At 65.5% G+C, this 17,300-nt stretch carries 14 protein-coding genes, 1 tRNA gene and 1 pseudogene; 10 read left to right on the forward strand and 6 right to left on the reverse strand.

All coding sequences use genetic code 11. From position 1 onward, the window contains the following. Positions 1-37: 37 nt before the first annotated feature. Complete coding sequence (locus EC839_RS02235; RefSeq protein WP_132832034.1) at positions 38-1,036, reverse strand: acyltransferase; 999 nt, start codon at positions 1,034-1,036, stop codon at positions 38-40. Positions 1,037-1,515: 479 nt separating this feature from the next. On the opposite strand from EC839_RS02235, the gene EC839_RS02240 reads away from it, so the two are divergent. The 4 genes from EC839_RS02240 (at position 1,516) to EC839_RS02255 (ending at position 6,355) form a co-directional block, all read left to right on the forward strand. Further along, positions 1,516-2,862 carry an aspartate aminotransferase family protein gene (locus EC839_RS02240; RefSeq protein ID WP_132832035.1) on the forward strand — a complete coding sequence of 449 codons (1,347 nt, stop codon included), beginning with the start codon at positions 1,516-1,518 and terminating at the stop codon, positions 2,860-2,862. Between the two features lie 59 nt (positions 2,863-2,921). Beyond that, positions 2,922-4,415, forward strand: coding sequence for a CoA-acylating methylmalonate-semialdehyde dehydrogenase (locus EC839_RS02245; protein WP_132832036.1), 1,494 nt, complete (start codon positions 2,922-2,924; stop codon positions 4,413-4,415). A gap of 90 nt (positions 4,416-4,505) precedes the next feature. After that, a complete protein-coding gene (locus tag EC839_RS02250; protein ID WP_132832037.1) occupies positions 4,506-5,243 on the forward strand; it encodes a hypothetical protein in 738 nt (245 codons plus the stop codon). 62 nt (positions 5,244-5,305) lie between these two features. Next, positions 5,306-6,355: a Gfo/Idh/MocA family protein gene (locus EC839_RS02255; RefSeq protein ID WP_132832038.1), complete on the forward strand. Its 1,050-nt coding sequence runs from the start codon at positions 5,306-5,308 to the stop codon at positions 6,353-6,355. A gap of 15 nt (positions 6,356-6,370) precedes the next feature. Here EC839_RS02255 and EC839_RS02260 read toward each other — a convergent pair whose 3' ends face one another. The 3 genes from EC839_RS02260 to EC839_RS02270 form a co-directional block, all read right to left on the reverse strand. Continuing rightward, entirely contained in the window at positions 6,371-6,913 is a 543-nt protein-coding gene (locus tag EC839_RS02260; RefSeq protein ID WP_007160408.1) for an invasion associated locus B family protein, read from the reverse strand. Positions 6,914-6,988: 75 nt separating this feature from the next. Further along, on the reverse strand, positions 6,989-7,327 hold the full coding sequence (locus tag EC839_RS02265; protein ID WP_132832039.1) for a zinc ribbon domain-containing protein YjdM: 339 nt from the start codon (positions 7,325-7,327) through the stop codon (positions 6,989-6,991). A 77-nt stretch (positions 7,328-7,404) separates the two neighbouring features. After that, positions 7,405-8,418, reverse strand: coding sequence for a sensor histidine kinase (locus tag EC839_RS02270; protein ID WP_165904646.1), 1,014 nt, complete (start codon positions 8,416-8,418; stop codon positions 7,405-7,407). Positions 8,419-8,682: 264 nt separating this feature from the next. Here EC839_RS02270 and EC839_RS02275 point away from each other — a divergent pair, with 264 nt between their 5' ends. After that, positions 8,683-9,057 (forward strand): response regulator, encoded by a 375-nt coding sequence (locus EC839_RS02275; RefSeq protein WP_132832040.1) that lies wholly within the window; start codon positions 8,683-8,685, stop codon positions 9,055-9,057. Positions 9,058-9,140: 83 nt separating this feature from the next. Here the strand turns inward: EC839_RS02275 and EC839_RS02280 are convergent. Both EC839_RS02280 and EC839_RS02285 read right to left on the reverse strand, forming a co-directional pair. Continuing rightward, positions 9,141-9,216 (reverse strand) — tRNA-Asn (locus EC839_RS02280). An 82-nt stretch (positions 9,217-9,298) separates the two neighbouring features. Beyond that, on the reverse strand, positions 9,299-10,501 hold the full coding sequence (locus EC839_RS02285) for an amino acid aminotransferase (RefSeq protein WP_132832041.1): 1,203 nt from the start codon (positions 10,499-10,501) through the stop codon (positions 9,299-9,301). Positions 10,502-10,748: 247 nt separating this feature from the next. Between EC839_RS02285 and uvrB the strand changes: the two genes are divergently transcribed. The 5 genes and pseudogenes from uvrB to EC839_RS02310 form a co-directional block, all read left to right on the forward strand. Continuing rightward, complete coding sequence (gene uvrB, locus EC839_RS02290) at positions 10,749-12,758, forward strand: excinuclease ABC subunit UvrB (RefSeq protein ID WP_132832042.1); 2,010 nt, start codon at positions 10,749-10,751, stop codon at positions 12,756-12,758. A 236-nt stretch (positions 12,759-12,994) separates the two neighbouring features. Continuing rightward, on the forward strand, positions 12,995-14,476 hold the full coding sequence (gene gltX / locus EC839_RS02295; RefSeq protein ID WP_132832043.1) for a glutamate--tRNA ligase: 1,482 nt from the start codon (positions 12,995-12,997) through the stop codon (positions 14,474-14,476). Positions 14,477-14,534: 58 nt separating this feature from the next. Then, on the forward strand, positions 14,535-15,146 hold the full coding sequence (locus tag EC839_RS02300; RefSeq protein WP_132832044.1) for a YitT family protein: 612 nt from the start codon (positions 14,535-14,537) through the stop codon (positions 15,144-15,146). 113 nt (positions 15,147-15,259) lie between these two features. Continuing rightward, on the forward strand, positions 15,260-16,372 hold the full coding sequence (gene hisC / locus EC839_RS02305; protein ID WP_132832045.1) for a histidinol-phosphate transaminase: 1,113 nt from the start codon (positions 15,260-15,262) through the stop codon (positions 16,370-16,372). Beyond that, positions 16,365-17,288 (forward strand): annotated as a pseudogene (locus EC839_RS02310) (prephenate dehydrogenase/arogenate dehydrogenase family protein); the annotation flags it as partial. The gene hisC and the pseudogene EC839_RS02310, both read left to right, overlap by 8 nt. Between the last annotated feature and the right edge of the window lie 12 nt (positions 17,289-17,300).

The raw sequence follows: 17,300 nt of genomic DNA on the forward strand, positions 1-17,300 counted from the left end.
CATAAGGCGCCGCCGGGAGCGGCGCCAGCGACCGGCTTCAGGCGCCGATCAGCACCCGGCTGCGCTGCTGGCTGACCTGCTTGACCACCCAGACCGCGGCGATGCAGCAGAGCAGGGTGATCAGCGTCAGGCACAGGCGGGTGCCCAGGTACTGGGCGAAATTCTGCTCACCCAGCAGGCGACCCAGCACCCGGTAGGCGCCAGCCAGATAGCCATGCAGGAAGTAGATGGCGAAGCTGTAGGCACCGAGCAGACCCATACCCTTTGCCAGGCGGCTGTCGGCACGTTCCGGCGTCTTGATCTGTTTACTGAAGACGGCGAACAGCAGCAGGCACAGCGCCAGTTTCTGCAGGCCGTAGAAGGCGCTGTCGAGCACCGCCGCGCCACTCAGCAGCACCAGGGCCGCCAGCAGCCAGTAACGCGCCTGGGGCCGTTGCAGCCGCTCGCGCTGTTCGCAAGCCAGCATGCCGCAGAGATAGATCGGCAGGAAATGCAGCGCCGCCAGCAGCGGATCGGCATCGTTGGCCGGGCGATCGGACACCAGGAAATACAGCAGGCCGACCATGGTCGCCGCCGGCAGCAGGCCGCGCTTGACGATCCACTCAAGGACCGGCGCGAGCAGGAAGATCAGCGTCAGCGCCGGGATGAACCACAGCGGACCCAAGTGGGCGCCGGTGGCCAGCAGCAGGGCGGTCTGGGCGAAGGGCGGCCAGTCATGGAAGGCGTTCATGTCGATCCACTCGTGTTCCTGCTTGAGCCCGGAGACATAGAGCAGCACGGCGGGGATCGAGATCAGCAGGTAGGGGAGGATGACGTTCTGCAGCTTCTTGCCCAGGTAGACCTGGTAGCTGTATTTGCCGAGGTTGTAGCGAAAGAAGAAGCCGGACAGGGTGACGAAGATGCAGGTGGTTTCCAGCGACAGCAGATTCAGGGCGATCTGCTGGTGTTCGGTGGTCTGGTAGCTGCCCACGGTCATGTGGTGGAAAACGATGAGAACGGCCGCCAGGCCGCGGATCCAGTTGAGCTGAATCAGCATGGGAGAGGTTTCCTTGAGGAATAGGTAAACCGCGCGCTCGGCCTCGGGGGAGGGGCACGGGTTAGCGAAAGCGGAAAGTTGGGTACGCGGCAGAGACGGCGGACAGGCTACCGCGCCCGGCAGGACTACGCGCCGGGAAAAGAGGTGAGGCGAGGGTACCTCGGCGCCACGGGACTACGGTGGCAGGCGGCCAGCTTAAAGTGTTTCAGACAGATTACTGATTACTAATCAAACTTGTTGGTTTCAAGATGTTTCCAAGCTTGGGAATTGGCACGGATAACTGCCTTTAGAAAGGGGGTCCCGTCCAATCCGAGGTGTGACAGTCGAGAGACGTTTTCTTTTGCTAGGCAACCTCGATCAACCAACGGGTAGCGCCAATAAGGTGAGTTTTTATATGTCCAAGCGTAAGAAAAAAACCCTTTAACTCACGCAAAACCGGGCGCACTCTGCAGGCTCAACGTCACCGCCCGAGACCCGTCATGAACCAGCCGCTGACCGTTTCCCCTCCTGTCGCCGCCCAGCTGAATCTGCGTGCCCACTGGATGCCCTTTACCGCCAACCGCGCCTTCCAGAAGGATCCGCGCATCGTGGTGGCCGCCGAGGGCAGCTGGCTGACAGACGACCAGGGTCGGCGCATCTATGACAGCCTCTCCGGGCTCTGGACCTGTGGCGCCGGTCACTCGCGCAAGGAGATCCAGGAGGCCGTGGCGCGGCAGCTGGGTACCCTCGACTATTCGCCGGGCTTCCAGTACGGCCATCCGCTGTCCTTCCAGCTGGCGGAAAAGATGGCCGAGCTGACCCCGGCCGGTCTCGACCATGTCTTCTTTACCGGCTCGGGTTCCGAGAGCGCCGACACCTCGGTCAAGCTGGCGCGGGCCTACTGGCGCATCAAGGGTCAGCCGGCCAAGACCAAGCTGATCGGCCGGGCCCGCGGCTACCATGGCGTCAACATCGCCGGCACCAGCCTGGGCGGCATCGGCGGCAACCGGAAGATGTACGGCTCCTTCATGGACGTCGACCACCTGCCGCACACCCTGCAGCCCGGCCTGGCCTTCACCAGGGGCATGGCCGAGACCGGTGGCGTGGAGCTGGCCAATGAACTGCTCAAGCTGATCGAGCTGCACGATGCCTCCAACATCGCGGCCGTCATCGTCGAGCCCATGTCCGGTTCGGCCGGGGTGATCGTGCCGCCGATGGGCTATCTGCAGCGCCTGCGCGAGATCTGCACCCAGCACGACATCCTGCTGATCTTCGACGAGGTCATCACCGCCTTTGGCCGCATGGGGCGTCATACCGGCGCCGAATTCTTCGGCGTGACGCCGGACCTCATGAACGTGGCCAAGCAGGTCACCAACGGCGCCGTGCCCCTCGGCGCGGTGATCGCCAGCAGCGCCATCTACGACACCTTCATGAACCAGGCCACGCCCGAGCACATGGTGGAATTCCCCCATGGCTACACCTACTCGGCTCATCCGGTGGCCTGCGCCGCTGGCCTGGCCGCGCTGGAGCTGATGGAGCGGGAGAACCTGGTGCAACAGGCAGCCGAGCTGGCGCCCAAGTTCGAAGCCTCGCTGCATGGCCTCAAGGGCGCCAAGCACGTGGTGGACATCCGCAACTGCGGCCTGGCCGGGGCCCTGCAACTCGCCCCGCGCGACGGCGATGCGGTGATCCGCCCCTTCGAGGCCGGCATCGCCCTGTGGAAGGCGGGCTTCTATGTCCGCTTTGGCGGCGACACCCTGCAATTCGGGCCCACCTTCAACGCCAGGATCGAAGACCTGGATCGCGTCTTCGCCGCGGTGGGCGACGTCCTCAACCGCCTCGACTGATCCCCCTTTTCCGGCGCTCCCTCCACGGAGCGCCCGCCTCTTGTACAAGGAGTCCCTTCATGAGCCTCAAGCATCTCATCGGCGGCCAGCTGGTCGACGGTGGCAGCCGCCGCGCGCCGGTCTACAACCCCTCCACCGGCGCGGTGATCCGCGAAGTGCCCCTGGCCGACGCGGCCACGCTGCAGCAGGCCATCAATGCCGCCCAGGCCGCCTATCCGGCCTGGCGCAACACCCCACCGGCCAAACGTGCCCAGGTGCTGTTCCGCTTCAAGCAGCTGCTGGAGAGCAACGAAGAGCGCCTGGTGCAGCTGATCAGCGAAGAGCACGGCAAGACCCTGGAAGACGCCGCCGGCGAATTGCGCCGTGGCATCGAGAACGTCGAATACGCCACCGCCGCGCCCGAATTGCTCAAGGGCGAATACAACCGCAACGCCGGTCCGAGCATCGACACCTGGTCCGACTTCCAGCCCCTGGGCGTGGTGGCCGGCATCACCCCCTTCAACTTCCCGGCCATGGTGCCGCTGTGGATGTATCCGCTGGCCATCGCCTGCGGCAACACCTTCATACTCAAGCCCAGCGAGCGCGATCCCAGTTCCACCCTGGCCATCGCCCAGCTGTTCGAGGAAGCCGGTCTGCCCAAGGGCGTGCTCAACGTGGTGCATGGCGACAAGGAAGCCGTGGACGGCCTGATCGATGCGCCCGAGGTCAAGGCGCTGAGCTTCGTCGGCTCCACCCCCATCGCCGAATACATCTATGCCCGCGGCACCGCCAAGGGCAAGCGCGTCCAGGCACTGGGCGGCGCCAAGAACCACGCGGTGGTCATGCCGGACGCCGACCTCGGCAATACCGTCAATGCCCTGATGGGCGCCGCCTACGGCTCCTGCGGCGAACGCTGCATGGCCATCTCGGTGGCGGTCTGCGTGGGTGACCAGGTCGCCGATGCCCTGATCGCCCGGCTGGTGCCGGAGATCGAAAAGCTCAAGGTCGGCCCGGGCACCCAGTGCGGCCTGGACATGGGTCCGCTGGTCACCGGCGCGCATCTGGACAAGGTCACCGGCTATGTCGTCGACGGCGTCGCCGCGGGCGCGAAGCTGGTGGTGGACGGCCGCAGCCTCAAGGTGGCCGACCATGAGGAAGGCTTCTTCCTCGGCGGCTGCCTGTTCGATCAGGTCACCCCGGAGATGCGCATCTACAAGGAAGAGATCTTCGGCCCGGTGCTCTGCGTGGTGCGGGTCAAGAGCCTGGCAGAGGGCATTGCCCTGATCAACGCTCACGAATACGGCAACGGCACCTGCATCTTCACTCGCGACGGTGAAGCGGCGCGACTGTTCGCCGACCAGATCGAAGTGGGCATGGTAGGCATCAACGTGCCCCTGCCGGTACCGGTGGCCTACCACAGCTTTGGCGGCTGGAAGAGGTCGCTGTTCGGCGATCTCCATGCCTACGGTCCGGACGGCGTGCGCTTCTACACCCGGCGCAAGACCATCACCCAGCGCTGGCCGCAGCGCGAGGCCCAGGAGGCCTCGCAGTTCGCTTTCCCCAGCAACGGCTGACCATCGAAAAGCCCATTCCTTGGCCTGCCGCACAGCAGGCCGGCCAGGGAAGGCTTTACCCTTCGGCTGCCCCCAGCCGCCGAAGTCCCCATGTCTGCCACTCCCTTCACAGCCGTCGCCCGTCTCGGGTGTGTGATTGGCCTGCTGCTCGCGAGTCTGACCGGTTGTACCAGTCAGTCCGCCCAGGACATCGCCCGGCAATTCGGCAAGACCCGCCCCAGCGAATTCCTGCAGACCAGCTCCGACCGCATGGCCACCCTGGCCATGCAGGCCAATCTGCGGAGCCTCTATCTGCTGATGAACAAGCTCTATCTGCGCAATCCGGCCGAGTGGAAGAAGACCGGGCTACCCGATGCGGCCAGTGCCGAGCGCGAGATCCGCACCGCCATCGAACAGCGGCGCAGCCTGCCGGCGCTGGACGGACGCAAGGACGTGGCGGCCCTGAGCTACGTGCTGGGTGATGACTACCGGGGCGACCGCGTCGGCGCCTTCATCTATGCCATCGGCAGCATGATCATCGCGGCCCACGGCAATCGCACCGAGTTCTACATCACCGATGTGGTGAATGCGCGCTTCGTCAACAACGCCGCGCGCAACATCGAGAAGGCCACCTGGCTGCTCGGCCAACGCAAGAACGCCGAGGGCGACCCGCTGCTGTTCGCCAACGAGATCTCGGAGGAGGGCAGCAACCTCAGCTTCGCCACCGAATTCGGCAAGATCGTCGCCCGGCTGGATCTGCTCGCCCAGTTGCTGGACGAGCGCTATCGGCGCATCGGCGTCAACTACGCCCAGAGTCTGCTGTTCATCAACTTCCTGCCGGTGCAGTAGCGCCTTCGACAGGGCGTCCCTTAGAGTCGAGAGACCTCGACAACCACAACAAGGGGTTCCCCATGGTCGCTGCCTTGCGCATCGCCCTCATCGGCGCTGGCAACATGGGCCGCCAGCACCTGCATCACCTGCAGTCCGTGCCGAGTGCCCGGCTGTGCGCCCTGGCCGATCCCGATCCAGCGGCGGCCGAGCTGGCCGCGCAGTGGGCCGTGCCGCATTTCCGCGATCATCGTCAGCTGCTGGAAAGCGTGCGCCCGGAAGCGGTGATCGTTGCCAATCCCAATGTCCTGCACGTCGCGACCGCCCTGGACTGCCTGGCGCTCGGCATTCCGCTGCTGCTGGAGAAGCCCGTGGGGACGACGTCAGAGGAGGTGGCCCAGCTGCTGCACGTCCAGCGCGACCAGCGCGTGCCACTGCTGGTCGGGCATCACCGCCGCCACAATCCGCTGATCGCGCGGACCCGCGAGCTGCTGCGTCAGGGCGCCATCGGCCGCCTGGTCACCGTCACCGCGCTGTGGCAACTGCAGAAGCCGGAGAGCTATTTCGAAAATGCCTGGCGTCGCGAAGCCGGGGCCGGGATGCTGCTCACCAACCTGATCCACGACCTCGACCTGCTGCGCCATCTCTGCGGTGAAGTACGCCAGGTCCAGGCCTTCGCCGACAATGCCCTGCGTGGTTACGCCAATGCCGACAGCGCCGCGATCAGCCTGCGATTCGAGAGCGGCGCCCTGGGCAGCCTGACGGCCAGCGACGGCGCCGTCGCGCCCTGGAGCTGGGAGCTCACCAGTGGCGAGAATCCGGTCTATCCCCCTCAGTCGGACCAGTCCTGCTACCTCTTCGCCGGCACCGAAGGCGCCCTGAGCGTGCCGCAGCTGCGCCTCTGGCGCTATGCCGAGCCGGGCGCCGGCTGGCACCAGCCGCTGGTGTCCGAGGTGCGCAGGCCAGGCCATGAAGAGGCCTTGCGGCTGCAGCTGGAGCATTTCGTACGGGTCGCGCGAGGAGCGGAGGCACCCCTGGTCAGTGCGGAGGATGCCGCTCGTACCCTGGCCCTGGTGGCTGCCGTGGAGCGCGCCGCCACCAGCGGCACGGCGCAGCGCCCGGCAGCGCCCTGAGCGGGCGAGCGGGCCTTACAGCGGCTTGGTCAGTTCCTTGGCCCGGTCGTAAGCCTTGGAGAAGCCCTTGAGCGACAGGCTTTCGCTGGCGGTCTCGCCGTTGGCGACCGGGGTGGTCACGGTCAGGCGACCGCCGCGCTGCAGTTGCTTGAAGACGTCACCGACGAATTCCACCGGCACCACGCAGCCCTGGGGGATGCAGGTGTGGAAGGGCCGATTCTCCAGGCTGCGCTTGTCGATCTGCAGCGAGATCGGCTTGGTCACCGCCACGCCGAAGGGCAGCACCAGGATGCCGTCCACGCCTTCACGATTGGGACGCAACTCGGTGACCAGCATGCGCTGGCCCTTGGCGCTGTCCTTCTGCTGGGTGATGGCGCACAGCTGCACGGAACGGTCCGCGTTGCGGGCGATACGGCAGATCACCTGCCAGTCGCCATACTTCTCCGTGACCGACGGCTGGGGTTCCTGGGCGTTGTTGGGCGCGGACTGGGCGAAGGCCTGGCCGGCGAGCAGCAGGGGCGCGAGGAACAGGGCCGGGCGGAGAAAGCGCTGAGACATGAAGAGTCCTTGGCAGGAGAAAAAGAGCCTCAAGGGTAGGGCATCGCTCCGCCAGGGAACACCCCGGCACGACGATCAGACCTTTTTGACGAACTCGGATTTGAGCTTCATCGCACCTATGCCGTCGATCTTGCAGTCGATGTCGTGATCGCCATCGACCAGGCGGATGTTCTTGACCTTGGTGCCAACCTTGACCACCAGGGAAGAGCCTTTGACCTTGAGGTCCTTGATCACGCTGACGGTATCGCCGTCCTGCAGGGTATTGCCGACCGCATCGCGGATCACCTTGGCTTCATCCGGGGTACCGGCGTCACCGGGCGTCCATTCATGGGCGCATTCCGGGCAGATCAGTTGGTCGCCGTCGGCGTAGGTGTATTCGGAAGCGCAGAGGGGGCAGGGCGGCAAAGCGGTCATGGCGGGGCACCTGGCTGGAAAAGCCGCGCATTGTATAGGGTTTTAATCGCGCCCGGGTGGACTCGATACCCTTGGCCCTAGGCCGCCAGCTGTACCTCGACCACGGTGCCATTGTCGTTACGGTAGCAGGCCTCGCCCCCGAGCTGTTCGGCCAGGCTGTTGATGATCTTGAAGCCCAGGCGCTGGCTGGTGCGCGGATTGAACTGCTGCGGCATGCCGCGGCCGTTGTCGGCGATACGCAACAGCAGTCGCTGATCGTCGCCGCGCTGCAGGCTGATGCTGATCAGGCCGCGCTGGCTGGCATCGAAGGCGTGCTTGAGGGAGTTGGTCACCACCTCGGCCACCAGCATCGACAGGGTGGTCAGGCGCGGCAGGTCGAAATTGAGCGGTTCGGCGGTGATGGCGCAGGAGACGTTGGCCTGTCCCGCGGCCGCCAGCAGATCGCTGGTCAGCAGCTGCAGGTGGTGGGCCACCGGCTGATCGGCATCGGCGGGATCGTGCAGGCGCCGGTGGATGCGCGAAATGCTCTCCAGTCGCGAGCGAGCCTCTTCCAGAGCCTGGGACGCCTGGCTGTCGCCGGGCAACTTGAGTTGCTGCAGCATGAGCAGCGAGGCGATGAACTGGATGTTGTTGGCGACCCGGTGCTGCAACTCCTGGAACATCGTCGTCTGGACGTTGTAGAGGTCGCGGATCACCTGCTGCTCGGCGCGCAGCCGGGCACTGGCCGTGTGCATGTAGTGGATCAGTACGATGTCGACGCTGACGATGACCACATAGAAGGCCAGCGCCAGGGCGCCCTGAGGGCCGACGTTGAAGGTCCAGCCCGGCGGAATGAAGAAATACCAGGCGGCCAGGCCGGACAGCACGGCGCACAGGGTGCCGGCGCCGCTGCCGCAGAAGAAGGCGGTCAGGATGACGGCGGGAAAGAAGGTCAGGTAGGGGAAGCCCTGCAGCAGGACGTCCACCAGGGCGAAGCGTGCCGCCAGGGCTAGGCCGAAAGCCAGCAACGCGAGGCTGTAGGCCAGTGCCGGGCGAGCGCGGATCCTGCTGCTGAGATCGCTGATCCAGTGACGACGAGACGACGGATCCAAGGCTCTGACCTGCGGGGTAGACGGCGGCGGCGCAAGCTTAACGCAAAGCCGCCTCGCTTGGGGCTGCGACGGGCCCAAAGGTGGCTCTGCCCAGCCCGACGGCGACTTCCTGTACAAGGCTTGCACCGGCTCGGTTGGAATTGCCTGCAAAGAGTCTTCCGCAGCGCATTTTCTTGTACAGGGTGTCCCTTGGTCGTACAGGGCAGGACGACAACGAAACACTATGGTCGAACGATTGCGTTTTAACCATCACAGGATCCGCTCATGAATCGCCAGCGCGTATTGGTCGCCGAAGATGAGCCTGTCCTGCTCGATTTGCTGCAGGAATTGTTCGAGGGTTGGGGTTATCAGGTGCATGCCTTCGGCAGCGCCGACGCCGCCTGTGCCTTTCTGCAGAACGAGCAGCCGCAGCTGGATCTGCTCTTCACCGATGTACGCATGCCTGGCGTGCTGAGCGGTGTCGATCTGGCATTGCAGGCCCGAGGCCGCCAGGCCAACCTGCCTATCGTCATCACCTCAGGCTATTGCGACGACAATCCCGCTCGCGCGGCGCGGGCGACCTTTCTGCCCAAACCCTGGGATCTGGAGGCGTTGCACCGCAGTTGCCCCACGCCTGGGGCCCGGATGAACCACATCTAGGCAGTCGTCCGCGCTGTGGCGTCGAATGAATCGCGCCCATGAAAAAGCCCGTAGCGGTTACCCGCTACGGGCTTTTCAGATTTTGGCTCCGCGACCTGGACTCGAACCAGGGACCCAATGATTAACAGTCATTTGCTCTACCGACTGAGCTATCGCGGAACAACGGAGCGTATCTTACTGATAGATAACGGGAAGTCAAGCCTCGACGACGCCGGAAAATAGCGCCGCCGAAGCGGCCTTCTTAGCCCTGCAACACCGCGGCGATGGCCTGGATGGTCGGGGGCAGATTGCGCTCGTTCAGCGCGGCCACGCAGATGCGTCCGGTGCTGACCGCATAGATGCCGAATTCGCTCTTCAGCCGCTCGACCTGCTCGGCGGTGAGGCCGGAGTAGGAGAACATGCCGCGCTGGGCATTGACGAAGGCGAAGTCGCGGGTGGCACCGGCGGCGGCCAGGCCTTCCACCAGGGCGTTGCGCATGGTGCGGATGCGCTGGCGCATCTCGCCCAGCTCGGCTTCCCACAGGGCGCGCAGCTCGGGATTGCTCAGCACCGTGGCGACGATGGTGGCGCCATGGGTCGGCGGGTTGGAGTAGTTGGTGCGGATAACGCGCTTGACCTGGGACAGCACCCGGGCGCTTTCCTCGCGGCTCTCGCTGACCAGGGTCAGAGCGCCGACCCGCTCGCCATACAGCGAGAAGGACTTGGAGAAGGAGCTGGAAACCAGGAAGGTCAGGCCGGAGTCGGCGAACAGGCGTACGGCCTGGGCGTCTTCTTCGATGCCGTCGCCGAAGCCCTGGTAGGCGATGTCGAGGAAGGGCACCAGGTTGCGCGCCTTGACCACGTCCAGCACCGCTTGCCAGTCGGCCGGTTGCAGATCCACGCCGGTGGGGTTGTGGCAGCAGGCGTGCAGCACCACTACCGAGCGCTCCGGCAACGCCTGGAGATCGGCCAGGAAGCCTTCGCGATTCAGACCGTTGCTGGCGGCGTCGTAGTAGCGATAGTTCTGCACGGGAAAGCCGGCGCTCTCGAACAGCGCGCGGTGGTTTTCCCAGCTCGGATCGCTGATGGCGACCACGGCATCCGGCAGCAGCCGCTTGAGGAAGTCGGCGCCGATCTTCAGCGCGCCGGTACCGCCGACGGCCTGCACGGTGATGGCGCGACCTTCGCGCACCAGGCTCGACTCGGCGCCGAACAGCAGGTGCTGCACGGCCTGGTCGTAGGTGGCGATGCCCTCGATGGGCAGGTAGCCACGCGGCGCCTGGGCGGCCACGCGCTGTTTCTCGGCCTCGGCCACGGCGCGCAGCAGCGGGATGCGGCCCTGCTCGTCGTAGTAGACCCCCACGCCCAGATTGACCTTGTGCGGACGGGCGTCGGCGTTATAGGCCTCGTTCAGGCCAAGGATGGGGTCGCGGGGTGCCATTTCGACGGCGGAGAACAAACTCATGGGGCAGGGGCTCGAATGAGGGGTGAAGGGAAGTGCGGAACGCTTAGGAACCAGGAGTATAGCCCCCTGCAGGCACCATCGCGACCCGACCTCAGTAGGAGATTTCCTGACGTGCGGCGCCGCAGACGGATTGCAAAGGGGCGCATGCGACCTCATCTAGGGGCTTCCAGCTTTTTCCTCGTCCACACCGCCCTGACCTTGCGTCAGCGCGGTGGTGTCCGTGCATTTTCGCGCTATTGAGGCAGCCATGTCCGCATTCCAGCTCTCCACCCGCTACACCCCGGCCGGCGACCAGCCCGAAGCCATTCGCCAGATGGTGGAAGGCCTGGAGGCGGGTCTGTCGCACCAGACCCTGCTCGGCGTGACCGGCTCGGGCAAGACCTTCAGCATCGCCAACGTCATCGCCCAGGTGCAGCGCCCGACCATGGTGCTGGCGCCGAACAAGACCCTGGCCGCGCAGCTCTATGGCGAATTCAAGGCCTTCTTCCCGAACAACTCGGTGGAGTATTTCGTCTCCTACTACGACTACTACCAGCCGGAAGCCTATGTGCCCTCGTCGGACACCTTCATCGAGAAGGATTCGTCCATCAACGACCACATCGAGCAGATGCGCCTGTCCGCCACCAAGGCGCTGCTGGAGCGCAAGGACGCCATCATCGTCGCCTCGGTGTCCTCCATCTATGGCCTGGGCAGTCCCGAGGCCTACCTGAAGATGGTCCTGCACCTGGATCGCGGTGACCGCATCGACCAGCGCACCATCCTGCGCCGGCTGGCCGAGCTGCAATACAGCCGCAACGACATGGAATTCGCCCGCGCCACCTTCCGGGTGCGCGGCGACGTCATCGACATCTTCCCGGCGGAATCCGACCTGGAAGCCGTGCGCGTCGAGTTGTTCGACGACGAGGTGGAGAGCCTGTCGGCCTTCGATCCCTTGACCGGCGAGGTGATCCGCAAGCTGCCGCGCTTCACCTTCTATCCCAAGACCCACTACGCCACACCGCGCGAGACCCTGCTGGGCGCCATCGAGAACATCAAGCTGGAACTGGCCGATCGCCTGGAATGGCTGCGCAGCCAGAATCGCCTGCTCGAGGCCCAGCGCCTGGAGCAGCGCACCCGCTTCGATCTGGAGATGATCCTCGAACTGGGCTATTGCAACGGCATCGAGAACTACAGCCGCTACCTGTCCGGGCGTGGCCCGGGCGAGCCACCACCCACCCTCTACGACTACCTGCCGAGCAACGCCCTGCTGGTGATCGACGAATCCCACGTCACCGTTCCGCAGATCGGCGCCATGTTCAAGGGCGACCGGTCACGCAAGGAAACCCTGGTGGAATACGGCTTCCGCCTGCCCTCGGCGCTGGACAACCGGCCACTGAAGTTCGAGGAGTGGGAAGCCGGCGCGCCCCAGACCATCTTCGTCTCGGCGACCCCGGGACCCTATGAGGAAGAACACGCCGGGCGCGTGGTCGAGCAGGTGGTGCGGCCCACCGGCCTGGTCGATCCGGTGATCGAGATCCGCCCGGCCACCACCCAGGTGGACGACCTGCTTTCCGAGATCCACCTGCGGGTGGCCCAGGAGGAGCGGGTGCTCTGCACCACCCTGACCAAGCGCATGGCCGAAGACCTCACCGACTACCTGGCCGACCACGACGTGCGGGTGCGCTACCTGCACTCGGACATCGATACCGTGGAGCGGGTGGAGATCATCCGCGACCTGCGCCTGGGTACCTTCGACGTCCTGGTGGGCATCAACCTGCTGCGCGAAGGTCTGGACATGCCCGAGGTCTCCCTGGTGGCGGTACTCGACGCCGACAAGGAGGGCTTCCTGCGCTCCGAGCGCTCGCTGATCCAGACCATCGGCCGGGCAGCGCGCAACCTCAACGGCAAGGCCATCCTCTACGCCGACAGCATCACCGGCTCCATGCAGCGCGCCATCGACGAGACCGAGCGCCGCCGCAACAAGCAGCTGGCCTTCAACGAAGAGCATGGCATCGTGCCCCAGGGTATCAAGAAGGATATCCGCGACATCATGGAAGGCGCCGCGGCCCCCGGTGCCAAGGGCAAGCGCCGCGCGGCCAAGGCCGCCGAGGACAAGGGCGAATACGCCGCCGAGCTGCGGTCGCCCAGCGAGATCGGCAAGCGTATCCGTCAGCTCGAAGAGAAGATGCTGCAACTGGCGCGCGACCTGCAGTTCGAGTCCGCCGCCCAGCTGCGCGACGAGATCCAGGCCTTGCGCGAGCGCCTGGTCCAGGTCTAGAGCCTGTACCTGTTCTGCTGCGCGTCGGCCAGGCTGCGTTGGAAATAGCCTGGGTCGCCAGCCCGGTCGGAATGCTCGTTTACCCTTCGTAAACTCTGGCTCCTCAGCTGTTTTCGCCTTGCTTGGCTCTGGCTCGCGAGAACATGAACGGGCTCGGGCTTTCCACCAACTGGCAGCGCCAGGGCTGGCGCTGCTACCATTCCGCCTTTGTCCCTTCGCGTTTCTCGAGAAAGCCGATGACCACCGTTCGCACGCGCATCGCGCCGTCGCCCACCGGCGACCCGCATGTCGGTACTGCCTATATCGCCCTGTTCAACCTCTGCTTCGCCCGTCAGCACGGCGGTCAGTTCATCCTGCGCATCGAGGATACCGACCAGGTCCGTTCGACTCGCGAATCCGAACAGCAGATCTACGACGCCCTGCGCTGGCTGGGCATCGAATGGGACGAGGGTCCGGACGTCGGTGGCCCCCACGGTCCCTATCGGCAGAGCGAACGCGGCGAGATCTACTGGAAGTACGCCCGGGAGCTGGTGGAGAAGGGCCATGCCTTCTACTGCTTCGCCACGCCCGAAGAACTCGACCAGATGCGTGCCGAACAGCAGGCGCGCGGCGAGACCCCGCGCTACGACGGTCGCGGCCTGCGCCTGTCGAAGGAAGAGGTCCAGCAGCGCCTGGATGCCGGCCAGCCCTATGTCATCCGCATGAAGGTGCCGGAGGAGGGCGTCTGCGTCGTCCCCGACCTGCTGCGCGGCGATGTCGAGATCCCCTGGGATCGCATGGACATGCAGGTGCTGATGAAGGCCGACGGCCTGCCCACCTACTTCCTCGCCAACGTGGTCGACGACCACCTGATGGGCATCACGCACGTCCTGCGTGGCGAAGAGTGGCTGCCCTCGGCGCCCAAGCTGATCAAGCTCTACGAATACTTCGGCTGGGAGCAGCCGCAGCTGTGCTACATGCCGCTGCTGCGCAACCCGGACAAGAGCAAGCTCTCCAAGCGCAAGAATCCCACCTCGGTGACCTTCTATCAGCGCATGGGCTACCTGCCCGAAGCCATGCTCAACTACCTCGGCCGCATGGGTTGGTCCATGCCCGACGAGCGCGAGAAGTTCACCCTGGACGAGATGGTCGAGCATTTCGACCTGCAGCGCGTCTCCCTGGGCGGCCCCATCTTCGACGTCGAGAAGCTGTCGTGGCTCAACGGCCAGTGGCTGCGCGAACTGAGTCCCGAGCGCTTCGCCGCCGAGGTCCAGCAGTGGGCGCTCAATCCCGAGTACCTGCTCAAGATCGCCCCGCTGGTGCAACAGCGGGTCGAGACCTTCAGCCAGATCGCCCCGCTGGCCGGTTTCTTCTTCAGCGGCGCCCTGAATCTGGATCCGGCGCTGTTCCAGCACAAGAAGCTGTCCGCCGACCAGGTTCGCCTGGTCATGCAGCTGCTGCTGTGGAAGCTCGAAGCCCTGCGCCAGTGGGACAAGGAGCGCATCACCGCGGTGATCCAGGCGGTCGCCGAGCACCAGCAGCTCAAGCTGCGTGATGTCATGCCGCTGCTGTTCGCCGCCATCACCGGCCAGGCCAGTTCGGTCTCGGTGCTCGACGCCATGGAAATCCTCGGGCCGGACCTCACCCGCTTCCGCCTGCGCCAGGCGGTCGAGCTGCTGGGTGCGCCCTCCAAGAAGGAAACCAAGGAGTGGGAGAAGTTGTTGGCCGAACTCGGCTGATCGCCTCCCGGCCGACCCCGACATCGGGGTCGGCTTCCCCTCGCGCCAGGATGGCCCCATGACCTCCGTGACTCTCCAGCGGCACAATCTGCTCGAAGACGTGCTGGCCTTGCTCAGCGCGACCCTGATGATCGCCCTGGCGGTCAACCTCTACCGCCAGGCCGGATTGCTGACCGGCGGCACCGCGGGCCTGGCCTTTCTCGCCCAGTACGGTACGCGCCTCTCCTTCGGTCAAGCCTTCTTTCTCATCAATCTGCCATTCTACTGGCTGGCCGTGCGGCGCATGGGCTGGGCCTTTACCTTGCGGACCCTGGCGGCGGTGACCCTGGTGTCGCTGCTCACCGAGTTGACCCCGCACTTCGTTGCCTTCAGTACGCTGCAACCCCTCTATGCCGCCGTCATTGGCGGCGTGCTGATGGGCGTGGGGCTGCTGATCCTCTTCCGTCACCAGGCCAGCCTCGGCGGCATCAACATCGCCGTGCTCTATCTGCAGCAGCGCTATGGCTGGCGGGCGGGCAAGGTGCAGATGGGCATCGATTGCCTGATCGTCCTGCTGGCGCTATGGGTCGTCGAGCCCGGCGCCATCCTCGTTTCGATCCTGGGGGCCGTGATTCTCAATCTGACCCTGGCGATCAACCATCGGCCGGGGCGTTACAGCGCCATCAGCTAGGGGCTTTCCGTCGCGCAGGCGCAACTTCGATTGGTCCGCGACTCACCTTGGCTTTAAGATGGCGCCCATTTTCGGCGGCCTGGCCGTCGTCATCGCAAGTTGAAGAGGTCTCCATGAGCTGCGATTTCCTGGCACAAGCCCTTCCCGGCGTACAGAAACTCTCGCCCTACGTGCCCGGCAAGCCCGTCGATGAACTGGCCCGCGAACTGGGCCTGGCGCCCGCCAGCATCGTCAAGCTCGCCAGCAACGAGAATCCCCTAGGCCCCAGTGCCAAGGCCCTCGAAGCCATCCGCGCCGAGCTGGCCGAGCTGACCCGCTATCCCGATGGCGGCGGCTTCGACCTCAAGCAGGCCCTGAGCCAGAGGTTCGGCGTGGCGGCCAACGGCATCACCCTGGGTAATGGCTCCAACGACATCCTCGAACTGGTCGCCCGTGCCTACCTGGCGCCTGGCTACAACGCCGTGTTCAGCGAGCACGCCTTCGCCGTCTATCCGCTGGTCACCCTGGCCATCGGTGCCGAAGGCCGCAGCGTCCCGGCCAAGGACTACGGTCACGATCTCGAGGCCATGCTCGCCGCCATCGATACCGACACCCGGGTGGTCTTTGTCGCCAACCCCAACAACCCCACGGGTACCTGGTTCGACAGCGAGGCCCTGGCACTCTTCCTCGCCCGCGTGCCCGAGCACGTCCTGGTGGTGCTCGACGAGGCCTACATCGAATACGCCGAAGACGACGAGCTGCCGGACGGCCTGGCGTTTCTGGCCCAGTACCCCAACCTCATCGTCTCGCGGACCTTTTCCAAGGCCTATGGCCTGGCCGCCCTGCGCGTCGGCTATGCCTTCTCCTCGCCGACCGTGGCCGATGTCCTCAATCGGGTGCGCCAGCCGTTCAATGTCAACAGCCTGGCCCAGGCTGCGGCCTGTGCGGCCCTGGCCGACAGCGACTACCTGGCTCGCAGCCGGGCCCTCAACGATGCCGGCATGGCCCAGCTGGAAGCCGGTTTCCGCGCTCTCGACCTGCAATGGATTCCCTCCCGTGGCAATTTCATCGCCGTGGACCTGGGGCGCGACGCCGCGCCGATCAACCGGGGGCTGCTGCAGGAGGGCGTCATCGTGCGGCCCGTCGCCGGCTATGGCATGCCGACGTTCCTGCGTGTCTCCATCGGCACCGAAGCGGAAAATGCCCGTTTCCTGGCGGCGCTGAGCAAGGTCCTGGGTCGTGGCTGAAGTGGCCACCCCCCTGATCGAACGTCTCGTCGTTGTCGGCCTGGGCCTGATCGGCGGCTCCTTCGCCAAGGGCGCCCGCGCCAGCGGCCTCTGCCGTGAGGTGGTCGGGGTCGATCGCGATCCCGAGACCCGCCGGTTGGCGGTCGAGCTGGGCGTGGTCGACCGTTGCGTCGCCGACCTTGGCGAGGCCTGCCCGGGTGCCGATGTCATTCAGCTCGCCGTGCCCATCCTGGCCATGGAACGGGTGCTGGCCGAGCTTGCGGCCTTGCCGCTGCAGGGCGCCATCCTCACCGACGTCGGCAGCGCCAAGGGCAACGTGGTACGCGCCGCGCGTCAGGCCTTCGCCGGCCAGTCGCTGCGCTTCGTGCCGGGCCATCCCATCGCCGGTTCCGAGCGCAGTGGCGTGACGGCGGCCAACGCGGCGCTGTTCAATCGCCACAAGGTCATTCTCACGCCGCTGGAAGAGACCCTGCCGGCCGATCTCGACAAGGTCGATCGGCTCTGGCGCGCCATCGGGGCCGATGTCGAGCACATGACCGTCGAGCACCATGACCAGGTCCTTGCCGCCACCAGCCATTTGCCGCATCTGCTGGCCTTCAATCTGGTGGACTCCCTGGCCAAGCGCAGCGAGAACCGCGAGATCTTCCACTACGCCGCCGGCGGCTTCCGCGACTTCACCCGCATCGCCGGCAGCGATCCGACCATGTGGCACGACATCTTCATCGCCAATCGCGAAGCCGTGCTGCAGGCCCTGGACACCTATCGCGCCGATCTCGACGAGCTGCGTGGCGCCATCCAGGCCGGCGATGGTCAGTTCCTCATGGAGGTGCTGACCCATGCGCGCGGCGCGCGCGAATATTTCGGGCGCATCCTCGCCAGTCGTACCCAGGCCGGCGCTCAGGTCGCCGCCCATCATTCTCTTACGGAG

The organism is Pseudomonas sp. JUb52, assembly GCF_004341115.1.
GTDB lineage: Bacteria > Pseudomonadota > Gammaproteobacteria > Pseudomonadales > Pseudomonadaceae > Chryseomonas > Chryseomonas oryzihabitans.

What these genes read in the sequence shown, in the direction of transcription:
- EC839_RS02260 (WP_007160408.1), bottom strand. Translation starts at nt 6,913, where the DNA reads ATGTCTCAGCGCTTTCTCCGCCCGGCCCTGTTCCTCGCGCCCCTGCTG.
- EC839_RS02250 (WP_132832037.1), top strand. Translation starts at nt 4,506, where the DNA reads ATGTCTGCCACTCCCTTCACAGCCGTCGCCCGTCTCGGGTGTGTGATT.
- EC839_RS02285 (WP_132832041.1), bottom strand. Translation starts at nt 10,501, where the DNA reads ATGAGTTTGTTCTCCGCCGTCGAAATGGCACCCCGCGACCCCATCCTT.
- EC839_RS02235 (WP_132832034.1), bottom strand. Translation starts at nt 1,036, where the DNA reads ATGCTGATTCAGCTCAACTGGATCCGCGGCCTGGCGGCCGTTCTCATC.
- EC839_RS02245 (WP_132832036.1), top strand. Translation starts at nt 2,922, where the DNA reads ATGAGCCTCAAGCATCTCATCGGCGGCCAGCTGGTCGACGGTGGCAGC.
- EC839_RS02240 (WP_132832035.1), top strand. Translation starts at nt 1,516, where the DNA reads ATGAACCAGCCGCTGACCGTTTCCCCTCCTGTCGCCGCCCAGCTGAAT.
- gltX (WP_132832043.1), top strand. Translation starts at nt 12,995, where the DNA reads ATGACCACCGTTCGCACGCGCATCGCGCCGTCGCCCACCGGCGACCCG.
- EC839_RS02275 (WP_132832040.1), top strand. Translation starts at nt 8,683, where the DNA reads ATGAATCGCCAGCGCGTATTGGTCGCCGAAGATGAGCCTGTCCTGCTC.
- EC839_RS02300 (WP_132832044.1), top strand. Translation starts at nt 14,535, where the DNA reads ATGACCTCCGTGACTCTCCAGCGGCACAATCTGCTCGAAGACGTGCTG.
- uvrB (WP_132832042.1), top strand. Translation starts at nt 10,749, where the DNA reads ATGTCCGCATTCCAGCTCTCCACCCGCTACACCCCGGCCGGCGACCAG.
- EC839_RS02265 (WP_132832039.1), bottom strand. Translation starts at nt 7,327, where the DNA reads ATGACCGCTTTGCCGCCCTGCCCCCTCTGCGCTTCCGAATACACCTAC.
- EC839_RS02255 (WP_132832038.1), top strand. Translation starts at nt 5,306, where the DNA reads ATGGTCGCTGCCTTGCGCATCGCCCTCATCGGCGCTGGCAACATGGGC.
- hisC (WP_132832045.1), top strand. Translation starts at nt 15,260, where the DNA reads ATGAGCTGCGATTTCCTGGCACAAGCCCTTCCCGGCGTACAGAAACTC.